This window comes from Bacteroides cellulosilyticus, assembly GCF_020091405.1.
GTDB lineage: Bacteria > Bacteroidota > Bacteroidia > Bacteroidales > Bacteroidaceae > Bacteroides.
In genome coordinates this window covers 6,305,962-6,325,093 of the sequence record NZ_CP081903.1, presented here as the reverse complement: position 1 = coordinate 6,325,093, position 19,132 = coordinate 6,305,962, and the positions used below count along the sequence as shown (strand labels likewise).

General features: G+C 43.4%; 10 protein-coding genes. All 10 read left to right on the top strand.

Translation table 11 applies throughout. From position 1 onward, the window contains the following. The first annotated feature begins 378 nt into the window (after window positions 1-378). The 10 genes from K6V21_RS24310 to K6V21_RS24265 all read left to right on the top strand — a co-directional run bounded on the left by K6V21_RS24310 (window position 379) and on the right by K6V21_RS24265 (window position 18,843). Window positions 379-1,074 (top strand): DUF4469 domain-containing protein, encoded by a 696-nt coding sequence (locus K6V21_RS24310; protein ID WP_224320167.1) that lies wholly within the window; start codon window positions 379-381, stop codon window positions 1,072-1,074. Between the two features lie 116 nt (window positions 1,075-1,190). Next, window positions 1,191-2,330: a glycoside hydrolase family 105 protein gene (locus K6V21_RS24305; protein ID WP_217714695.1), complete on the top strand. Its 1,140-nt coding sequence runs from the start codon at window positions 1,191-1,193 to the stop codon at window positions 2,328-2,330. Between the two features lie 25 nt (window positions 2,331-2,355). Then, on the top strand, window positions 2,356-6,462 hold the full coding sequence (locus tag K6V21_RS24300) for a two-component regulator propeller domain-containing protein (RefSeq protein ID WP_224320166.1): 4,107 nt from the start codon (window positions 2,356-2,358) through the stop codon (window positions 6,460-6,462). A gap of 149 nt (window positions 6,463-6,611) precedes the next feature. Next, complete coding sequence (locus K6V21_RS24295; protein WP_224320165.1) at window positions 6,612-7,835, top strand: glycoside hydrolase family 88 protein; 1,224 nt, start codon at window positions 6,612-6,614, stop codon at window positions 7,833-7,835. A 19-nt stretch (window positions 7,836-7,854) separates the two neighbouring features. Continuing rightward, window positions 7,855-10,296 (top strand): glycoside hydrolase family 2 protein, encoded by a 2,442-nt coding sequence (locus tag K6V21_RS24290; protein ID WP_224320164.1) that lies wholly within the window; start codon window positions 7,855-7,857, stop codon window positions 10,294-10,296. A gap of 4 nt (window positions 10,297-10,300) precedes the next feature. Further along, on the top strand, window positions 10,301-11,467 hold the full coding sequence (locus K6V21_RS24285; RefSeq protein WP_224320163.1) for an alginate lyase family protein: 1,167 nt from the start codon (window positions 10,301-10,303) through the stop codon (window positions 11,465-11,467). A gap of 17 nt (window positions 11,468-11,484) precedes the next feature. Continuing rightward, a complete protein-coding gene (locus K6V21_RS24280) occupies window positions 11,485-12,714 on the top strand; it encodes a glycoside hydrolase family 105 protein (RefSeq protein WP_224320162.1) in 1,230 nt (409 codons plus the stop codon). 6 nt (window positions 12,715-12,720) lie between these two features. Beyond that, window positions 12,721-14,892, top strand: coding sequence for a polysaccharide lyase 8 family protein (locus K6V21_RS24275; protein WP_217714701.1), 2,172 nt, complete (start codon window positions 12,721-12,723; stop codon window positions 14,890-14,892). A gap of 109 nt (window positions 14,893-15,001) precedes the next feature. After that, a complete protein-coding gene (locus K6V21_RS24270; protein ID WP_217714702.1) occupies window positions 15,002-17,272 on the top strand; it encodes a glycosyl hydrolase family 95 catalytic domain-containing protein in 2,271 nt (756 codons plus the stop codon). A gap of 14 nt (window positions 17,273-17,286) precedes the next feature. Then, window positions 17,287-18,843 (top strand): hypothetical protein, encoded by a 1,557-nt coding sequence (locus K6V21_RS24265; RefSeq protein ID WP_224320161.1) that lies wholly within the window; start codon window positions 17,287-17,289, stop codon window positions 18,841-18,843. Window positions 18,844-19,132 lie beyond the last annotated feature (289 nt).

The following is a 19,132-nucleotide window of genomic DNA, read 5'->3' as shown; positions in this document are numbered from 1 at the left end:
CCTGTTGTTATACCTTCCTACAGCCTAAGGATGAAGTATACATATCATCCGATATATTGAATTATATCATTCGGTATATCTAATTATACCGTGCGGTATATCTGTTTATACCGAGTGATATAAATAAATATACCGTGCGGTATAATTTAATATACGCTTCGGTATAAAACACTATATCGGAGCGTATATGAACTTCATCCTTACCCTTTCACACACTTTAACCGCCACTACCATCATACTCTCACACGCATTGCCTACCTTTACCTCTCTGAATAAAACTTTTCCATCATTATGGCTAAATACAAGAAACGTGTAGAATGGGGCGTCCGCCTCCAGCACTACAACCTGAAAGAAAGTGACGACCTCCATCCCCGCGTCGTGCTGCGGGGCACACTCGATGTGCACGACCTGGCACTTATCCTCGAAGAGCGCAGCCGGGGCATCTACCGTGCCGCCGACACCGAACTGATTGTAAACCAACTCATGTCCGTTGCCCGCGACGCGCTTGTAGACGGCTATGCCTTGAACACGCCTATGGGACGGCTCACCCCCGTCGTGCGTGGTATGTGGAATTTCAACCGTATCAACCCTGCCGCCCGCGCACAGAACCAGGCATCGCTCTCTTACGCCTTGAGCACCGAACTGAAAAAAGTATTCGAAGACCCTCTCTTCCACGTAGAAAACTCCCTTCAACAAGGCCCCTTCATCTTCGATATACGCGATATGGAGAGCGGCACGCACAATGAACGCCTCACTCCCGGAGGTTACGTCTTTCTCAAAGGACGCCTGCTGCTGATGAACGGTGATTCGCCCCTGCGCGGAGTGGAACTGCTGGATGCGGAAACTGAAGAAGTGATACACCATTTCCCTGCCGCAGAGCTGGGGAGTATGAACACCCGTTCGCGCCTTTTCTTCCGTCTGCCCAAAGATTTGCCCGATGGAACCTATCGCCTGGCCGTCAGTTCGCAGTGCTGCACCAAACCTACACCGCTGAAAGAACCGGTGCGGTGGGTGGACCATAAAGTGCTTAGGGTGGGCGAGGAGCCGGCAGAAGAGGAAGATGCTGTAAGATAGGCCTATATACGCTATTTTGAGCGAATAGTTCAAGCTTTTGGAACGATCCTTCAAACCCCTCAGCCCCAAATTCCCTAATTTTGCCATAGTTATTAATCTGCTAACAATGCTATGGAATGAAGACGCACAAGATCTTACTTATCCTATTTGCCGCCTTTTCAGGCTGGTGTGGAACAATGAACGCCCAGGATGCCGATTTGAAGAAACGTATGAAAGATGCCGATCCGAAAGTGATAGGTACGCGTATAGTCAATAAGTTCCTGGTCACCCCTCATACCCGCTTTGGAAATCCGCGGGCGGAAAAAGCTCCCAATTATGTGACTTATCCTGATGCCTGTACCTGGTTGGGCGCCTTATGGTTCAGCAAAGCCGTGAAGAATAAAGATATGCAACTGCGGCTGAAGGAACGCTTTGAACCCTTGTTTACTACAGAAAAGAAGATGCTCCCCCGCATGGTGCACGTAGACTATAACGTGGTGGGGGCTGTTCCCCTCGAAATCCATATGCAGAAGTTGGGCGACCGGAAATACTTCGATCTCGGAATGAAGTATGCCGATACCCAATGGGAAGTTCCTGCCGATGCCAAGCCGGAGGAGAAAGCGTATGCCGAACAGGGCTATTCCTGGCAAACGCGTGTATGGATTGACGACATGTTTATGATAACCACCATACAGTCGCAAGCCTACCTGGCTACGGGTGACCGGAAGTATATAGACCGCGCCGCTGCTGAAATGGCGATGTATCTGGAGAAGATACAACGACCGAACGGTCTTTTCTATCACGCCCCCACAGCCCCTTTCTTCTGGGCACGTGGCAATGGTTGGATGGCTGCCGGAATGTCCCGTCTGCTTTCCGTACTTCCGAAGGATAATCCGAACCGCCCGGTTATTATGGAAGCCTATAAAAAGATGATGGCTACCTTACTCGAAAATCAGGACCCCGATGGCATGTGGCACCAGTTGATCGATGAACCCGCTTCGTACAAAGAGACTTCCGGCACGGCAATGTTCACCTATGCCATGCTGGTGGGTGTAAAACACGGTTGGCTCGATAAGAAAACCTATGCTCCTGCCGCTACAAAAGGATGGCTGGCATTGGTTTCTTATATCAATGATGAAGACGAGGTAACAAACGTATGCGAGGGAACCAATATCAAGAATGACAAGAACCATTACATGAACCGCAAGCAAATCACCGGTGACCTGCACGCTCACGCTCCATTGTTATGGTGCGCTACGGAGTTGTTGACGAAATAAAGCCTATCACATTTCTTTTTGACCTATGAGAAAACATATTCTTTTGCTGATAACCTTGTTGGCGACCCTGGAAGTAACCGCGCAGAATAATGAGAACTTCTATTTCTCGAACCTGAATCTGAAAGATGGTTTGTCTCAGATATCTGTGCTTAAAATATTCCAGGATACCAAAGGTTTCATCTGGTTTGGTACGCGCAACGGATTGAATCGTTATGATGGCAGTGAGTTCGTGATCTATAAACATGATCCGAAAGACTCTCTGACCCTGAGTGATAATCATATCTGGAGTTTAGCCGAAGATAACGACCGCAATTTGTGGATTGGTACGGCACGCGGATTGAATAAACTCGACCTGAAAACCAACCGTATCAAGCCGTTTGTTGACGAACGATACGGCGCTTTTGCCAAAAGTGAAGTACGCTGCCTGACGGTAGACTCTCGTAATCGCCTTTGGATAGGAACTACCAAGGGGCTGTACCTGTATGTGCCTGCAATGGATGTATTTCAGCGTATAGACCTGAACGGGAAGATCAAAGATGAATTTATCTCTGTAGTCTACGAAACGAAGCAGCATCAGATTCTGATAGGCACTTCTACGAAAGGCCTGTTTGTCTGCGATATGAACATGAAAGTGCAACGGCAACTGACCACCCGGACGCCGGGGCTTCATCTGCTTGGCAATAGCATCTCTACTATCTATGAAGATTCAAACGGAACGTTATGGGTGGGAAGCGGACTGAGCGGATTGTATCGCATAAACTTTGAGAAGGAGGAAATGGTGACCTACCATAAGGGTAACAGTGTCCTGACGAGCAATAGCGTCAGAGCCATATCGGAGTTGCGCGGAATGTTGCTTGTCGGTACGTTCGACGGGCTGTATACCATCGATCTTTCCACTAATTCTTTCTGGAAACATACGGATGCTTCCCTTGAAAAGGGGAATCTGAGTCACTTTTCCATTTATTCGTTGTTTGTAGACAGGAGTCAGACGGTATGGGTGGGGACGTATGCCGGTGGAGTGAGTTTCTCCAGCCGTTTTAACAACCGCTTTGATTTCCATGATCCTGCTACGGTGTTTGATGCATTGTTTGGGATATACGGTTGTATGGTTTCCACTCCCGGCGGTTCTTTATATATGGCAACGGAGGGCAGAGGGCTGCTCGATTATAATCTGGAAAACAGGCAGTATGCGTATTACCCGATAGATAAGGCTTCACGGTTGCAGTACAGCCAGAATATTATAAAAGGGCTTCTGTTGGAAGATGATATACTTTGGTGCGGAACGAATAAGGGATCTATCTATCAATTCAATACCCGTACTAAGAAATATACGTTCTATTATCAGCTGCCGGGGGAAATGTCCATTTACTCCATGCTTCGTGATAAGGATAATAGTCTGTGGGTTATAACTTCCGATTCGCGTATGGGAGTGATGCGCTTGTCGGATAAAAAGGAACTTCAGAAACACTTTCCTATTAATGGCGGAAAGGACAGTTGCCTGTTTGCCAGTTCGCGCTGCATACTGAAGTTGCGTGATGGGGTAATGCTGATTGGCAGCCGTAATGATGGTCTGATAAAGTACGATGTAAATAGGGAAGAGGTGGTTTACTATGATACGGATGAGAAAGAGCCTCATCGGTTGCTTAGTAATTATGTGACGGGTATTGTGCGTGATAGTTCCGGTCGTATCTGGATTGGTACGTTTGGTGGCGGTATCGCTTTGTACGATGAAGAGAAAGGAATTGTAAAGACCGTAACGAAGGAACAGGGATTGATAGAGAATGATATTTGCTCCATTGTGGAAGATAGCGACAATAACCTATGGATCAGTGCGAGCAATGGTATTTCGAAATACAATCTGAAGACAGAGGAGTTTACCAATTACAATTCTCTGAATGGAATCGGAGTCTATGAGTTTACTCCCCATAGTGGTTTATTACTGCCCAATGGAGAAATCTGCTTTAGTGGTAACAACGGCTTTGTGACCTTTAGCCCGCAGGAGTTGCAATTAAACTCTTTTGTACCGCCATTGGTGTTCACGAAATTGGTAGTGAATAACCAGGTGATTGAACCGGAAGACGAAACCGGAATATTGGACACCGTGCTGGACGGTATGGAAGAAATAGAACTGAGTTATAATCAGAATAATATCTCTATCGGTTACTGCGCACTGAACTTTGTTTTTGCCCGGCAGAATCAGTATGCCACTTTCCTGAAAGGCTACGATAAAGACTGGAATTATATTGGCAATCGTCGGGAAGCCTACTATACGAACTTAAGTCCGGGAACCTATGTATTTGAAGTGAAGGCTTCTAATAATGATGGAGTCTGGAGCCAACAGACACGTAAGATACGCATCATTGTGCATCCACCCTTGTGGAAAACCTGGTATGCTTACCTGTTTTATGCCATTGCTTTTGTCTTTATAATGACACTCATCATGTATTATATATCGAAAAAGCAAAAGCTGGAGCGTGAATTGCAATTCAAACAGAAGGAGAAACTACAACTGGAAGAGTTCCATCAGGCGAAGATACGTATGTTTACCAATTTCTCCCATGAACTCCGCACTCCGCTTACACTGATTATTGCACCTTTACAGGATCTGGTGTCTATGCCGGAATTCTCTTCCAGCGTGAAGAATAAGCTGAGCCTGATATTCAGTAATGCCCAACGCCTGTTGCTGCTCGTGAATCAGTTGATGGATCTGCGCAAGAACCAGGAGGGTAAATTGAAGTTGCATATTGCCAAAACGGATATGAATCTGTTCCTGCAAGAGATTTACTATGCCTTCAACCATCTTGCAGCAAAGAAATCCATAGAATTTACTTTTGAGAAGAATGAGGAGAGAATGTCAGCATGGTTTGACAAGTCTATCGTAGAAAAGGTGGTCTTCAATCTCTTGTCCAATGCGATGAAGTTTACTCCGAATAATGGTAAAGTTGTGTTTTCACTGTCCCGGTGTACCTTTGCCGAACTTCCGTCGGAACAGCAGGCGGAGTTGAATAAGATGCCTGCCGATACCAGGTTTGCCTGTCTCTCGGTTACCGATTCCGGGAAGGGTATTACGGAGGAAGATATGAAGAATATATTTGCACCTTTTTATCAGGGTGAAGATGACAATAAAGAGAATGTGGGTACGGGTATAGGTCTGAGTCTGACACGCTCAATCGTGCTTCTGCATAAAGGCACTATTTCCGTATCCCATAATCAGCCTACGGGTACGATCTTCAAAGTTTATATTCCGATCAGCAATTCTGTCTACGGCAAGGAGCAGTTAGTGGAGGATGATGAAGAGCAGGTAGTGGAGGACGTTATCCCGTCAGCCAAGGAAATGCACTTTGAGATAGAGAAGAAGTGGACTGTACTTCTGGCGGAAGATAATGATGAAGTAAGAGCTTACGTCAAAGAATGTCTGGATCCTTATTTCTATGTGCTGGATGTAAACAATGGTAAGGATGCACTGGAACTGAGTCTGGAGAAATATCCGGATTTGATACTGAGTGATATCATGATGCCGCAGATGGACGGATTGGAACTGTGCTCACGTGTGAAGCAGGATTTACAGCTTGGGCATATTCCGGTAGTACTGATGACGGCCAAGTCCATGGTGGTTCATATCAAGGAAGGTTTTTCGGTTGGTGCCGATGACTATATCGTGAAACCTTTCAGTATGGATGTGTTGATTTGCCGTATCAACAGTTTGCTGGAATCCCGTGAGAAACTGAAGAAACTATATGGAAAGAAGTTCTCTCCGGAAGCGATGGGTATCGAGATTGTTTCGGGGGATGATCGGTTTACGCAGAGTTTCTTTGAGATCATTGAGAAGAATATCTCTAATCCGGAGCTTGGAGTGGACTTGTTGAGCCAGGAGTTAGGTTTGAGCCGTGCCAACCTGTACCGGAAACTGAAAGCGGTAACGGAGCTTTCTCCAACAGAGTTGATACGTAATAAACGTTTGGAGATAGCTGCCAAACTCTTGTTGGAATCCAGTTATACGGTTTCTGAAATATCGGTCTACACAGGCTTCAATAGTCATGCTTATTTCACCAACTGCTTCAAGTCATTTTATGGCTATTCACCTTCAGAGTGGGTACAAAGGCATAATGATAAGGGAGAAACTCCCAAATAGCTTATGTTTTACATATCGTTTGGAATAGAATCTCAAATGAATAAGACAATATTGAAAGTTGCGCTAAGATAAATCGCCTATCTTAGCGCAATCTTTTTATGGAGAATTTAATCTTTAAATCAATATCAACATTAGTAAGAATAACTATTATGAAATTTAAAACAGGATTAGTATCGTTATTGGTCGTATGTGGAGCATGCAGCCAAGCGACAAAAGAAACGGATGTCGTAAAAGACAGTTTTGATTTTGCCGGACAGCAGTTGAAGTATGCATTTACGCAAATAGATTCTGCTAAAGCAAGCATGCCGGAGGAACAACTGAAAAGGAAGCCGGTCTCTCCCCGCACGATAGAAGATAACGGTGCCTTGCGCCTGGTAGCATCAAGAGACTGGACCAGTGGTTTCTTTCCCGGTGAATTGTGGTATATGTATGAGTATACACAAGATGATTTCTGGAAGAAGCAGGCACAGGCGTTTACTGCTAATATAGAAGACCAGAAAACGAATGGTGGAACGCATGACATGGGATTCAAAATGTACTGTAGCTTTGGTAATGGTTATCGCCTGACCAATGATGCGAACTACAAAGATATTCTGCTGGAATCTGCAGCCACATTGATTACCCGCTATAAGCCTACAATTGATTGTATCCGTTCTTGGGATCACAGTCGGGACAAGTGGCAATGTCCGGTTATCATTGATAATATGATGAACCTTGAATTGCTGTATTGGGCATTTAAGGAAACCGGTGACTCCGTGTATTATAACATTGCGAATACACATGCCCGCACTACAATGAAAAATCATTTCCGCGATAATTATAGCTCTTATCATGTAATCGATTATGATACAATCACCGGCGACGTACTTCATAAGCATACGCACCAGGGATACAATCACGAATCTGCCTGGTCAAGAGGTCAGGCATGGGGTTTGTATGGCTATACCATGTGTTATCGTGAAACGAAACTTCCGGAATTCTTGTCGCAGGCTGAGAATATAGCCAATTACATCTTTACCAATCCTACCATGCCGGAAGATATGGTTGCATATTGGGACTTTGATGCTCCGGGTATTCCGAACGAACCGAGAGATGCTTCTGCTGCCGCAGTGATGGCTTGTGCCATGTACGAATTATCTATGTACAATCCGGAGAAAGCTGCATTATACAAGAAATGGGCGGATACGATTGTTGAGAGCTTAAGCAAGAACTATCGTGCGCAATTGGAGGGTGACCGTGGATTCTTGCTTCTGCACAGCACAGGTGCCCGTAACTTTGAAAGAGACGTGCCTTTGGTTTATGCAGACTATTACTTCCTGGAAGCTTTGCTTAAGAAAGCTAAATTAGAGAAAGAAGGTACGGCTATTCTGTAAATGTGGAGAATCAATAGGTATGAGACGTATAATTGCATTGTTAGTGATGAGTTGCTTTGTTGCAGGTACCTTTGCGAAGGTACCTGTGATGGGCAATAAGATCCGGTTAACGGATAACTGGGAGTTTCTCCGTCAGGATGTGGGCAATATTTGGGAACTGGTACGCCCTGTAAAGAAAGGCCAGCCGGAAGAACAACCTATATGGACAAAAGTTACGTTGCCCCACTGCTTTAATGCGGAGGATGCTGTCGATCCGGATTTGAATTACTATCAGGGACCGGGGTGGTATAAAACACGCCTGAAACTGGATAATCCATATCCTGACGGACGGGTGGTATTGGAATTCGAAGGAGCGGGACAGAAGACGGATGTATATGTTTATATGACCAAAGTGGGTAGTCATGTCGGTGGATATGATAGTTGGAATGTAGATATAACAGATGCCGTGCGAACTTTTCTGGTAAGCAAAGATGCTGAACGTTTTGGAGGTGAAATTCCATTGAGTATTCGTTGTGATAATACCCGGGATGCTGAAATGATACCTTCGGATTTATCGGACTTCAATTTATATGGCGGCATTTACCGTTATCTGAATCTGGTGTATCTTCCGGAAGTCTCCGTGGCTTCTCTCCGGATAGAACCGGCATTGGACGCTAAATTGAAAAAGGGGATGTTAAAGGTATCCGGTACATTCTATAATCCTGCGGATGTGCGTGAAGCACTGGTGGAAGTTACTGTGAAGAATGCTAAAGGTGAAGTGGTATCTACCCGTACGCTGGATAAAATAACTCCGTTGGGAGATTTGGATATGTTGGGTATTCAGATTGATAAACCACAACTTTGGGATGTAGATCATCCGGTATTATATACTTGCGAGGTTACTGTAACTGCTAATGGGCAGAAAGTGACAGCGAGTGAACGTTTCGGTTTCCGTTCTTTTAAGTTTATAGATAAGGGGCCTTTCATGCTGAATGGAAAGCGCCTCTTGTTGCGGGGAACACATCGGCACGAGGATCATGCAGGAGTAGCTGCTGCCATGACCGAGGAGCAGATGATACAGGAAATGAAAATGATGAAAGAGATGGGAGTGAATTTCATCCGTCTGGGACATTATCAGCAATCTGAAATCATTTTGAATCTTTGTGATGAACTGGGTATTCTGGTTTGGGAAGAAATTCCTTGGTGCCGTGGTGGTGTGGGGAATGAAACTTATCGCGGACAAGCGAAACGTATGTTGACGAATATGATAACCCAGCACTATAACCACCCTTCAGTGATAATCTGGGGATTGGGTAATGAGAATGACTGGCCGAATGACTTTCCTGAATTTGAACAACGCGAGATACGGAGCCTGATGAGTGAGTTGAATACACTGGCACATCATCTTGATGCCGAACGCAAGACGGCAATTCGCCGTTGTGCATTCTGTAGCGATATTGTAGATGTATATTCTCCTTCGATCTGGGCCGGTTGGTATCGTGGGGTTTATACAGATTATCAGCAGATGTCCAAAGAAGAAATGGAGAAGGTGAAACATTTTCTGCATGTAGAGTGGGGGGGTGATAGCCATGCCGGACGTCATGCGGAGGCTACTGCTCCTATACGAAAAGAAGGTGAAAGTGATGGCGATGCAGCTCTGAACGGTTCGGCTCTGGTGTTGAAGAAAGGAGACTGGTCGGAAAGTTATATCGTTAAGCTGATAGATTGGCATTTGAAGGAACAGGAGAATATGCCTTGGCTGACCGGCGCTGCTTATTGGCCGTTTAAGGACTTTTCCACACCGGTGCGTCCGGATAATCCGGTACCATATATGAATCAGAAAGGAGTGGTGGAACGTGACTTTACGAAAAAGGAAAGTTATTACGTATTCCAATCCTATTGGACAGAAAAGCCTATGGTTCATATCTATGGGCATGGTTGGCCTGTGAGATGGGGAGATGCCGATGAAGAAAAAGAGGTCTTGGTTTACTCTAACTGTCCATCGGTGGAACTGTTTGTGAACGGACAAAGCCAGGGGATACGCAAGCGTAATAGTCAGGATTTTCCCGCAGCGGGTTTGCGCTGGAATGTGAAGCTTGCTAAGGGGCAGAATACATTGCGTGCAGTGGCTGCTGGAAAAGAAGTTCTTGCTGATGAATTGAGCTTTGAATATCAGACCGAGAAGTGGGGGAAAGAACATGCATTCCGGGTAACTTCTACTCCTAAAGAAGACGGAATTGTTGAAGTTGAAGCCCAGCTGGTAGATAGTAATGGTATCAGGTGTCTTGATTCCAGAGTTTTTGTTTCTTTCGATATTGCCGGTGACGGAGAACTGATACAGAATCAGGGCACGGCAACCGGTTCCCGCAAAGTACAGGCACGTAACGGGCGGGCACAAATACGGGTTCGTACGCAAGGCGGTACTTCCTGTGTAGCTGTAAAAGCTGATAAAGTCCAAACATCATTTATAACGGTGCAGTAAGATTATGAAAAAGGTAGGTATGTTATTTTTAGGGATATGTTCTTTTCTGGCTATTTCGTGTACATCGGATAAAGACGGTAAAGATTTTGTGAAGTGCGTTTTAAAGCAGGGTATACTGGAACGTGCCGCTATGAATATAAAGGAGGAGCCGGTAACGGTTACCGCCTTTATAGCGGAACGCAGTGCAGGGGATATACATGATTTTTATTCGGAGGGTGATTATTGGTGGCCGGATACTTTGAACCCTGACGGACCTTATGTGCGTCGGGATGGTGAGACCAATCCGGATAATTTTGTAGCTCATCGTCATGCTATGATACGCTTTAGTTCAATCGTAGGTAATCTGACCTCTGCTTATTTATTGACTCAGGATAAAGAATATGTAGATGCGATACTGGCGCATGTGCGTGCCTGGTTTGTGAATGAGTCTACGAAAATGAATCCTAACTTGCAGTATGCGCAAGCTATTAAGGGAATTGCTACAGGACGTGGTATTGGCATCATTGATACGGTACATCTTATGGAAGTAGCCCAATCGTTATGGCAGTTAGAAAAGCTTGGAGTATTGTCTAAGGATGATATAAAGTCTACTAAACAGTGGTTTGCTGATTATTTGAAATGGATGTTCACACATCAGTATGGCATAGACGAGATGAATGCTAAGAATAATCATGGTACCTGTTGGGTGATGCAGGCTGCTGTATTTGCCCGTTATGCCGGTGATAAGGATACGATGGATTTTTGTAAGCGGCGTTATAAAGAAGTACTTTTACCTAAGCAGATGGCAGAAGACGGAAGTTTTCCGTTAGAGACAGCGCGTACAAAACCTTATGGTTATTCTTTATTTAATCTGGATGCCATGGCAACAATATGCCAGACGCTTTCGGATAAGAATGATAATTTATGGATTTATACGGCAGAGGGAGGTAAGAATATGGAGAAAGGTATTAATTTTATCTATCCTTATGTCATTGATAAAGAAAGATGGAATTATACGAAAGATGTAATGTATTGGGATGAATGGCCGGTAGCACATCCTTTCCTGATATTCGGTGCGTTACAGATTCATAATAAAAACTGGCAGTCAGCATGGGAGAAGTTAGAGCATTTCCCTGTAACCGATGAAGTGGTGCGTAATCTGCCTGTACGTAATCCGTTGATTTGGATTTAATCATTAATAATGATGCTATGATAATAACACGGAAAATAATAGTAGGAGTTTATATCGTATGTGCAGTCGGTACGAGTTTTTCTCAGGAGACTACTACCCGCTATCGGCGAACTACTTCTCAGGGAGTGCCGGAAGCTAAACTGGGATATACCCCCGGAGTTACTCCGGAATATTTGGCTATACCTTTGTCGGAAACTGTCATGGCGAGGTATCCGGATTATCGGATGGCTTACTGGAAAGACTATACATATGTGCAGGGATATATGTTTGAGGCTATAGACCGTTTGGGACAATTGACAGGCGATAGCAGGTATCTGGAATATATAAAGAAATATATGGATCATTTCGTCGATGAAGCGGGTAATTACAAAGGAGGTGGATTAACGAATCTCGATAATTTCATGACTGGTTCGGCCTTTTGTACATTATACGGGCGTACGGGTGATGAGAAATATAAGAAAGCTGCCTTGCAAATATTGAAAGCTGTGGATCAGTATCCCAGTTCTGATGGACAGTTCTGGCACGGAAACCGGAGTCCTAATATGTGGATAGATGGTGTTTTTATGATGCAGATGTTCCTTATACGTTGTGCACAATATGTGGGGGAAGCCGATTATTGCTATGATGTGGCATGTAGGAATATTATTACTGCTGCCCGTCATTTGCAACGCCCGGATGGACTTATCCTTCATGCATGGACTACAGAGCCTGAAAGGGCTGTGTGGGCGGATAAAACTACCGGACTGTCACCGGAGGTATGGAGTGAAGGCATGGGGTGGTACACTTTGGTGGTACCTGAACTACTGGCTTTACTACCAACAACACATCCGAATTATCAGCAGGTCCTTGATATTTATCTGAAAATGTGTAAAGGGCTGAAAGAAGTGCAGGATAAGAAGACCGGCGGTTGGTTTATGGTTGTGGATAAAGGAGATAATCCTTTAAATTTTGTAGATCCATCCGGAACTGCTATGTTTGTATACTCTATTCAGCGTGGTGTAGAGTTAGGGCTCTTAAAAGCAAAGGAATATACTCTGGTTGCATATAGGGGATATCAAAGTCTCTTTCCTTTTATACAGGTGAATGACAGAGGCTTACTGGATGTGATAGGAGCATGTGATGGAGTTGTGATTAAAAAGAATTTTGTAGAATATGTTACTGTTCCCAAAATATTGAATGCCAAAGAGGCTGTTGCCGGCATATTGTGGGCGGCTGTTATAATGGAAACAGAACAACTGAAAAAATAAACAGGAATGAGAATTTTGCGTAATCTGATTATAATTAGTGTATTACTTGTATCTGTTACTGTACAGGCAAGTGGTGTGGATGAGTTGGTGCGTATCAAGCAAAATTATGCCCGAATGTTGGTTCCTTCTGGTAAAGATCCGTTTGGTTTATTGTCCATCCTTTCGTCTATTCAACCGGAAACAGAGATTTCGGATCAGGTTGTGGTAGAGTTGCATCAGCGATATCCTTTTGATTTAAAGAAAGTAGAAACTTATCTGTCTTCTTTCACGGAAGCAGGAACATGGCCGGATATTAATTACGATGACAAAAAGCGTTCCGGCTGGGAGCCTAAAATTCATGCGGAACGTATTCTGGAGCTGGTAAAGCTCTATAGCTCCGATCAGACTTCCTACTATCATTCTTCGGAGGTGGAAGCGATTATTCATAAAGCTTTGAATTATTGGTTTACTGCTAAACCGGTATGTTTGAACTGGTGGTATAATCAAATAGGTATTCCTAAAACACTGGGTACGGTTTTTATCTTGTTTGAGAAGCAATTGACCCCTGTGGAGAAACAGAACGCTATAACTGTAATGGAGAATGCTAAGTTTGGGATGACCGGACAGAATAAGGTATGGCTTGCCGGAAATGTGATGATGCGTGCATTATTACAGAATGATTATGAGTTGGTAAAGATGGCGCGTGATACCATTGCATCTGAAATAGTCACGGGGGGAGCAGAAGGTATAAAAGACGATTGGTGCTTTCACCAGCATGGTGCTCAGCAGCAATTTGGTAATTATGGGCTTTCGTTCGTATCCGGAATGAGTTTCTTCTCTGGGTTATTTTCAGGGACGTCGTTAGCATTTGATGATAAACAGTTGAGTATTCTGAGTACGCTGATTGATAAGGGATATCGTTGGGTAATCTGGAAAGGAATGATGGATGTAAATGCTTTGGGACGTCAACTGTTTCATCATGCTCCCGTACATAAAGCACTGAGTCTTGCATTTGCAGCCTCGGAGTTAGGTGGAGGTGAATCAGATGAGTGCGTGGCTGTGGCAACAGCTTTGCTTCGTGATAATTATCCTGCACCTGCAGTGAATGTGCTTACAGGACATAAGCATTTCTGGCAGTCGGATTATACAATTCATCGCCGTCCTTCCTGGATGGCGTCTATAAAAATGGCTTCTGACCGTATTATCGGTACGGAAATGATGAATGGCGATAATATGAAAGGGTATTATATGGCAGATGGAGCTACTTATATTTATAAAGATGGTAAGGAGTATCTGGATATTTTTCCTCTTTGGGACTGGCGGAAATTACCGGGAGTAACAGCTTTTGAAGATAATGCGCCTATGCCTCTGATTAAAAGTTATCAACCTCGTAATAAAGGAACTTTTGTAGGAGCTGTTTCGGATGGAAAACAAGGAATGACTGTTATGGAGTTAGATCGTTCCGGAGTGAAGGCTCATAAGGCATGGGTTTGTACGGATGACTTTATTCTTTGTTTGGGAGCAGGTATACAGTCAGATAGTAATCTTGTTGTTACCACTTCTATAGAGCAATGTCATAAAAATGGGGAACTGCTTTCTTGGGAAAATGCACGATGGAATGTTGTGAATACAAAGCAATCTGCTAAGGGAAAGGAACAGCGCTATTTTCATGATCATACAGGATATATTGTATGGGGCAATACTCATGAAGTTGTAGCTGAAACAGCAAAACGTACGGGATCATGGTATGATGTGATGCAAATGTATCACCCGGAAGAAACACATGGAGAGGTGACCGCCATCTATTTGACGCATGGCGTTGCACCTAAGCAAGGCGCATATCAATATTTGATATTGCCCGAAATGGACAAAGAAAATGTGGCTGCTTTTAATTTATCGGATATACGGATACTCCGTAATGATGCTACTGTTCAGGCTGTCTATAGTGAAGGAAATACTACTTGTTGGGTGGCCGCTTATCAGCCGGTACAATTAACTGTAAGTACGGATCTGATATTGAATATTCAAACTCCCGGAATCTATATGATACGGAAAAGTGAATCCGGTCGGTACATAATAAACTATGCCGATCCGACTCAACAGAGAAGCGTTGCAGAACTTGAGTTGAATCATAAAAAGGTACGTATTTCTCTTCCCGAAGGAAAAGAGAAGGGGAAAACAACTTCCATAGTGGGTTAATTCGTTAAAAAACACATTTTGAACCATTTCTCCAAACGATTGAAATAATATTGCAAGCCTTGTTGGTAAGATACGTCTATTTTTGTTTTTAGATAAATGATTATAGACTATGAATACACACAAGGCTTTTATTTTGGGCGTAGCATTGCTGAGCACTATTGGGGTGAAGGCTCAGTTTGCCATTGATAACTATAAAGCTGTCTTTACCTCATCCCCACAGCATGTTCCCACTACCAAAACTCCGGATGCTCCTTTAGCCGGTAATGGAGATATCGGTATCACAATGGGAGGTACTCCTGATAAACTCTGTTTTTATATTGGTAAAAATGATTTTTGGAGGGCTTATCCTGTTTATCCGGGAGGAATTGCGCTTCCGGGTGGACTGAATATAGAGATAAAAGAACTGCAAGGAGCTACTTACTATGCGGAACAATTGCCCGGATCTGCTGAAATCAGAACTAAATTCACAACTCCTCATTGTCAGTTGAATTTGTCTGCATGGGTTGCTGCAACGGATAATAAGATTATTATAGAATTGCAATCGGACAAAGCCGTTACTGCCCATTTGCGTCTATGGGCTGCGGAAAGTAATACTTCGACTACGGCGGGAGGCAAAGATAAAGTAATGTGGGTAAGTCGTTCCTTTGAAAATACGGAATTGCTGCGTTGGTCTACTCATGTGGCATTGGCTCTAAACTCAAGTTCTGATGAGTTTTCCTTGATTCCAGGTAAGAAAGTACAATTGGTTATATCTGTTTATACGAATCATGATACACCGGATTGGAAAAACAAAGCTATTACAGAAGCAGAGAAAGTAACGGAAGCGGGTGTCGAGCAATTACGGAAAGAACATCATTCCTGGTGGAATCATTTTTGGAAACAGTCTCATATTAATATAGATGATAGTTATTTTGAAAAGTATTACTATCAATCGCAATATTTGTTTGCTTGTTCTTCCCGTGAGGGTAAGTTTGCGCCTGGTATCTGGGGACCATTTGTTACGCGTGACGAAGCGGCATGGGGAGGTGATTATCATCTGAATTACAATTATCAGGCACCTTACTGGGCGTCATTTTCTTCCAATCATATTAGTCTGACGGATAATTTTGATCAGCCTCTATTAGATTATATGGAGGCTGGACGGAAGCATGCGCAGGAATTGCTGAATTGCAAAGGTATTTATTATCCGGTAGGTATCGGTCCTAAAGGTTTATGTACAGCTATGTGGCCGTTAACTCCTGAAGAAATGCAGGAAAAGTATTCGACCCGTGAAAATACAATTGATGGCGGTTATAAGTTTTTGGGACAGAAAATCAATGCGGTGTTTAGTGTTGGAAATATGTTGATGCGATATTACAGTACGTATGATGAGGCGTATGCCCGTAAAGTATATCCGTATCTTCTGGCCTGTGCGGATTTTTGGGAAGATTATCTCTCTCTAGAGAATGGACGTTATGTCATTCGTATGGATCATTTCAACGAGGTGATGCCTAATAAACGCAATGGAGGTGTCTGGCGTAATCGGTTAGGTGATTTTAATTCAACTCTTTCGTTGGGTTTGGTTCGTATGCTGTTTCAGGGTGTGATGGATATGAGTGATTTCCTTTCCATTGACAAGATACGGCAATCCCGCTGGCAGGATATTTTGGAGAAACTGAGTGAATACCCATTGGGAATTACAGAAGGCGGACGTCAAAGTTTGAAGAATATGGAGAAGGGACCTCAGGATAAAGAAGTACGTCCATCGGGGCTGAACAGGGTGTCTATTCATGGCTTGATTCTCCCTGCAGGTGTTGTGGGACCCATGACAGATGCGGCTTTCAATACTATCTTGCTGGAAGATGTGGCGCATTGGTCAGATAAACAACGTGATCCGAATGATTGGGGAAATACATCTAACAATGGAATTGAAACCTGCTATCCCGGAGCTGTGCGTGTGGGGTATCCCTCGGATAAGATTCTATCTCATTTGAAGAAGCGGATTGAGATGGATGTATATCCCAATTCCTGGATTGTGCAAGGTGGGGGAGGCATTGAAACTTTAGCAGCTGTTCCCCTTACTATTAATGAAATGCTGCTACAAAGTTATGAAGGCGTTATTCGTGTTTTTCCAAATTGGAATCATAAGAAGGATGCATCTTTTGAAAATCTGAGAGCTTATGGTGCGTTTCTAGTTACTTCTACTTTGAAGAAAGGATTAATTCGGAAAGTAACCCTGATTAGTGAGAAAGGGCGTGTCTGTAAAATAGAAAATCCATGGAAAGGATGCCCTGTGCAAGTTATCCGGGAAAATGGAAAATCGGACATACTTTATGGAGAATATCTGCAAATACCGACTGTGGCGGGTGAGAAGATTGAACTGAATTTATATACAAACTAATAATTGAGAATAGAATGAATCGTGTAAAGAAACTTGTGGGAGGTATATTGGCGATAACACTTTGTGTAAGTGTATCTGCCCAGACCAAATTACCTCCGGGCTGGCAATCCAGCTATGTGAAAATTACTCCGAAAGGGGAGTTAGCTTATTATCCCGATAAACAGGGAAATACGATACCGGATTTTAGTCGGGTTGGTTATCATCATGGTGATAAATCAATTCCTGATTATCCGGTAACAAAAACTGTATATCCTGTGGGAAAAGGGGATAGCCGTCAGAGAATTCAGAATGCAATAGATGAAGTGTCTCGTATGCAACCGGATAAAGACGGACACCGTGGAACGGTTCTGCTAAAACGGGGAGTATATCATGTTCATGGAACGATTCATATAAATGCAAGTGGAGTTATTTTGACCGGAGAAGGAGATAATGTGAATGAAACCCGTCTATTGGCTATCGGTAAGCAGCGTTTTTCATTGATAGAAGTATCTGGTAATGGTAGAATGGAGGAAGTATCCGGAACAAGGGTGAAGATTACGGATGCTTTTGTACCGGTGGGAACACACTCTTTTCAGGTTTCTTCTGCTACAAATTTTAAAGTGGGTGATCGTATCATTGTTTATCGCCCGGGAACGGAGAATTGGATACATGATATTAAGATGGATCAAATCGTTGAACGCCAGGGAACCCGCCAATGGACTGCACGGGAGTATAATCTTTCTTTCGAACGTGAAATTATAAAAGTAGAAGGTAACCGTATTTATATTGATAATCCGGTAGTAATGCAAATGGAAGAGAAATATGGTGGTGGTGAAGTTTTTAAGTATACATTTGACAGTCGTATCAGTGAAGTCGGGGTGACGAATATGTGTTTGGAATCTGAATTTGAACATTATGAGGATAACGAGCATGGTTGGATTGGCGTTCAGTTCGATAAAGTGGAAAACTGCTGGGCGCGTAATCTAACTTGTCGCTATTTCGGGTATTCAGCGGTAAGTTGTGAACGCAATGCGAAGAATGTAACTGTGACGGATTGCCGCTGCCTGGAAACAAAATCTCTGATAACCGGTGGACTGCGATATTCTTTTAATAATTGGGGACAGCAAAATCTGTTTATGAACTGTCAGAGTACAGAGGGGCGTCATGACTATGTGACGGGTGCACGTGTATGTGGTCCCAATGTATTTTATAATTGTACGGCTTCGCAAACTTATGCGGATATAGGTCCTCACCATCGCTGGGCAGTTGGAACCCTTTATGATAATGTGATTACCGATGGAGAAATCAATGTGCAGGATCGTGGTAAAATGGGAAGTGGACATGGCTGGGCCGGAGTAACTCAGGTACTTTGGAACTGTCGTGTGAAGCGTGCTGCTGTACAGAGCCCCTGGACATCAGGATATAATTATAGTTTTGGTATGAAGGGTGAAAAATATCCGGGAGTTTTTATTGATCGTCCGGATGGTGTTTGGGAAGGACAGAATGAGAAGAATGTTTTCCCCCGTTCACTTTATATAGCACAATTAATGGCTCGTCATAAGAATATGGACTTGCGAATATTGACTAAATAAGCCGGAATTAGCTTGTAATTTGGTGTTGTAAAATCGTGATTGTTGGTAATGTATTGGTTTCTAGATTGTTATTTCTTCTTTCGTTTACAGTCTATAACACTTTGAGATATAATTGATAGTATTTGATACAATCTTTAAATCTTGTTTGAGGAAATTGTTGTTTGTTTGCGGTATGGAAAACAATGATGTTTAACTTTAAAATGATGTATTGATATTATGTAAAAACAATCAAATCATGAACAACTCAAAAAGAATCTTAGGTGAAATCCCTTGTTAATTTAAGTCTAAT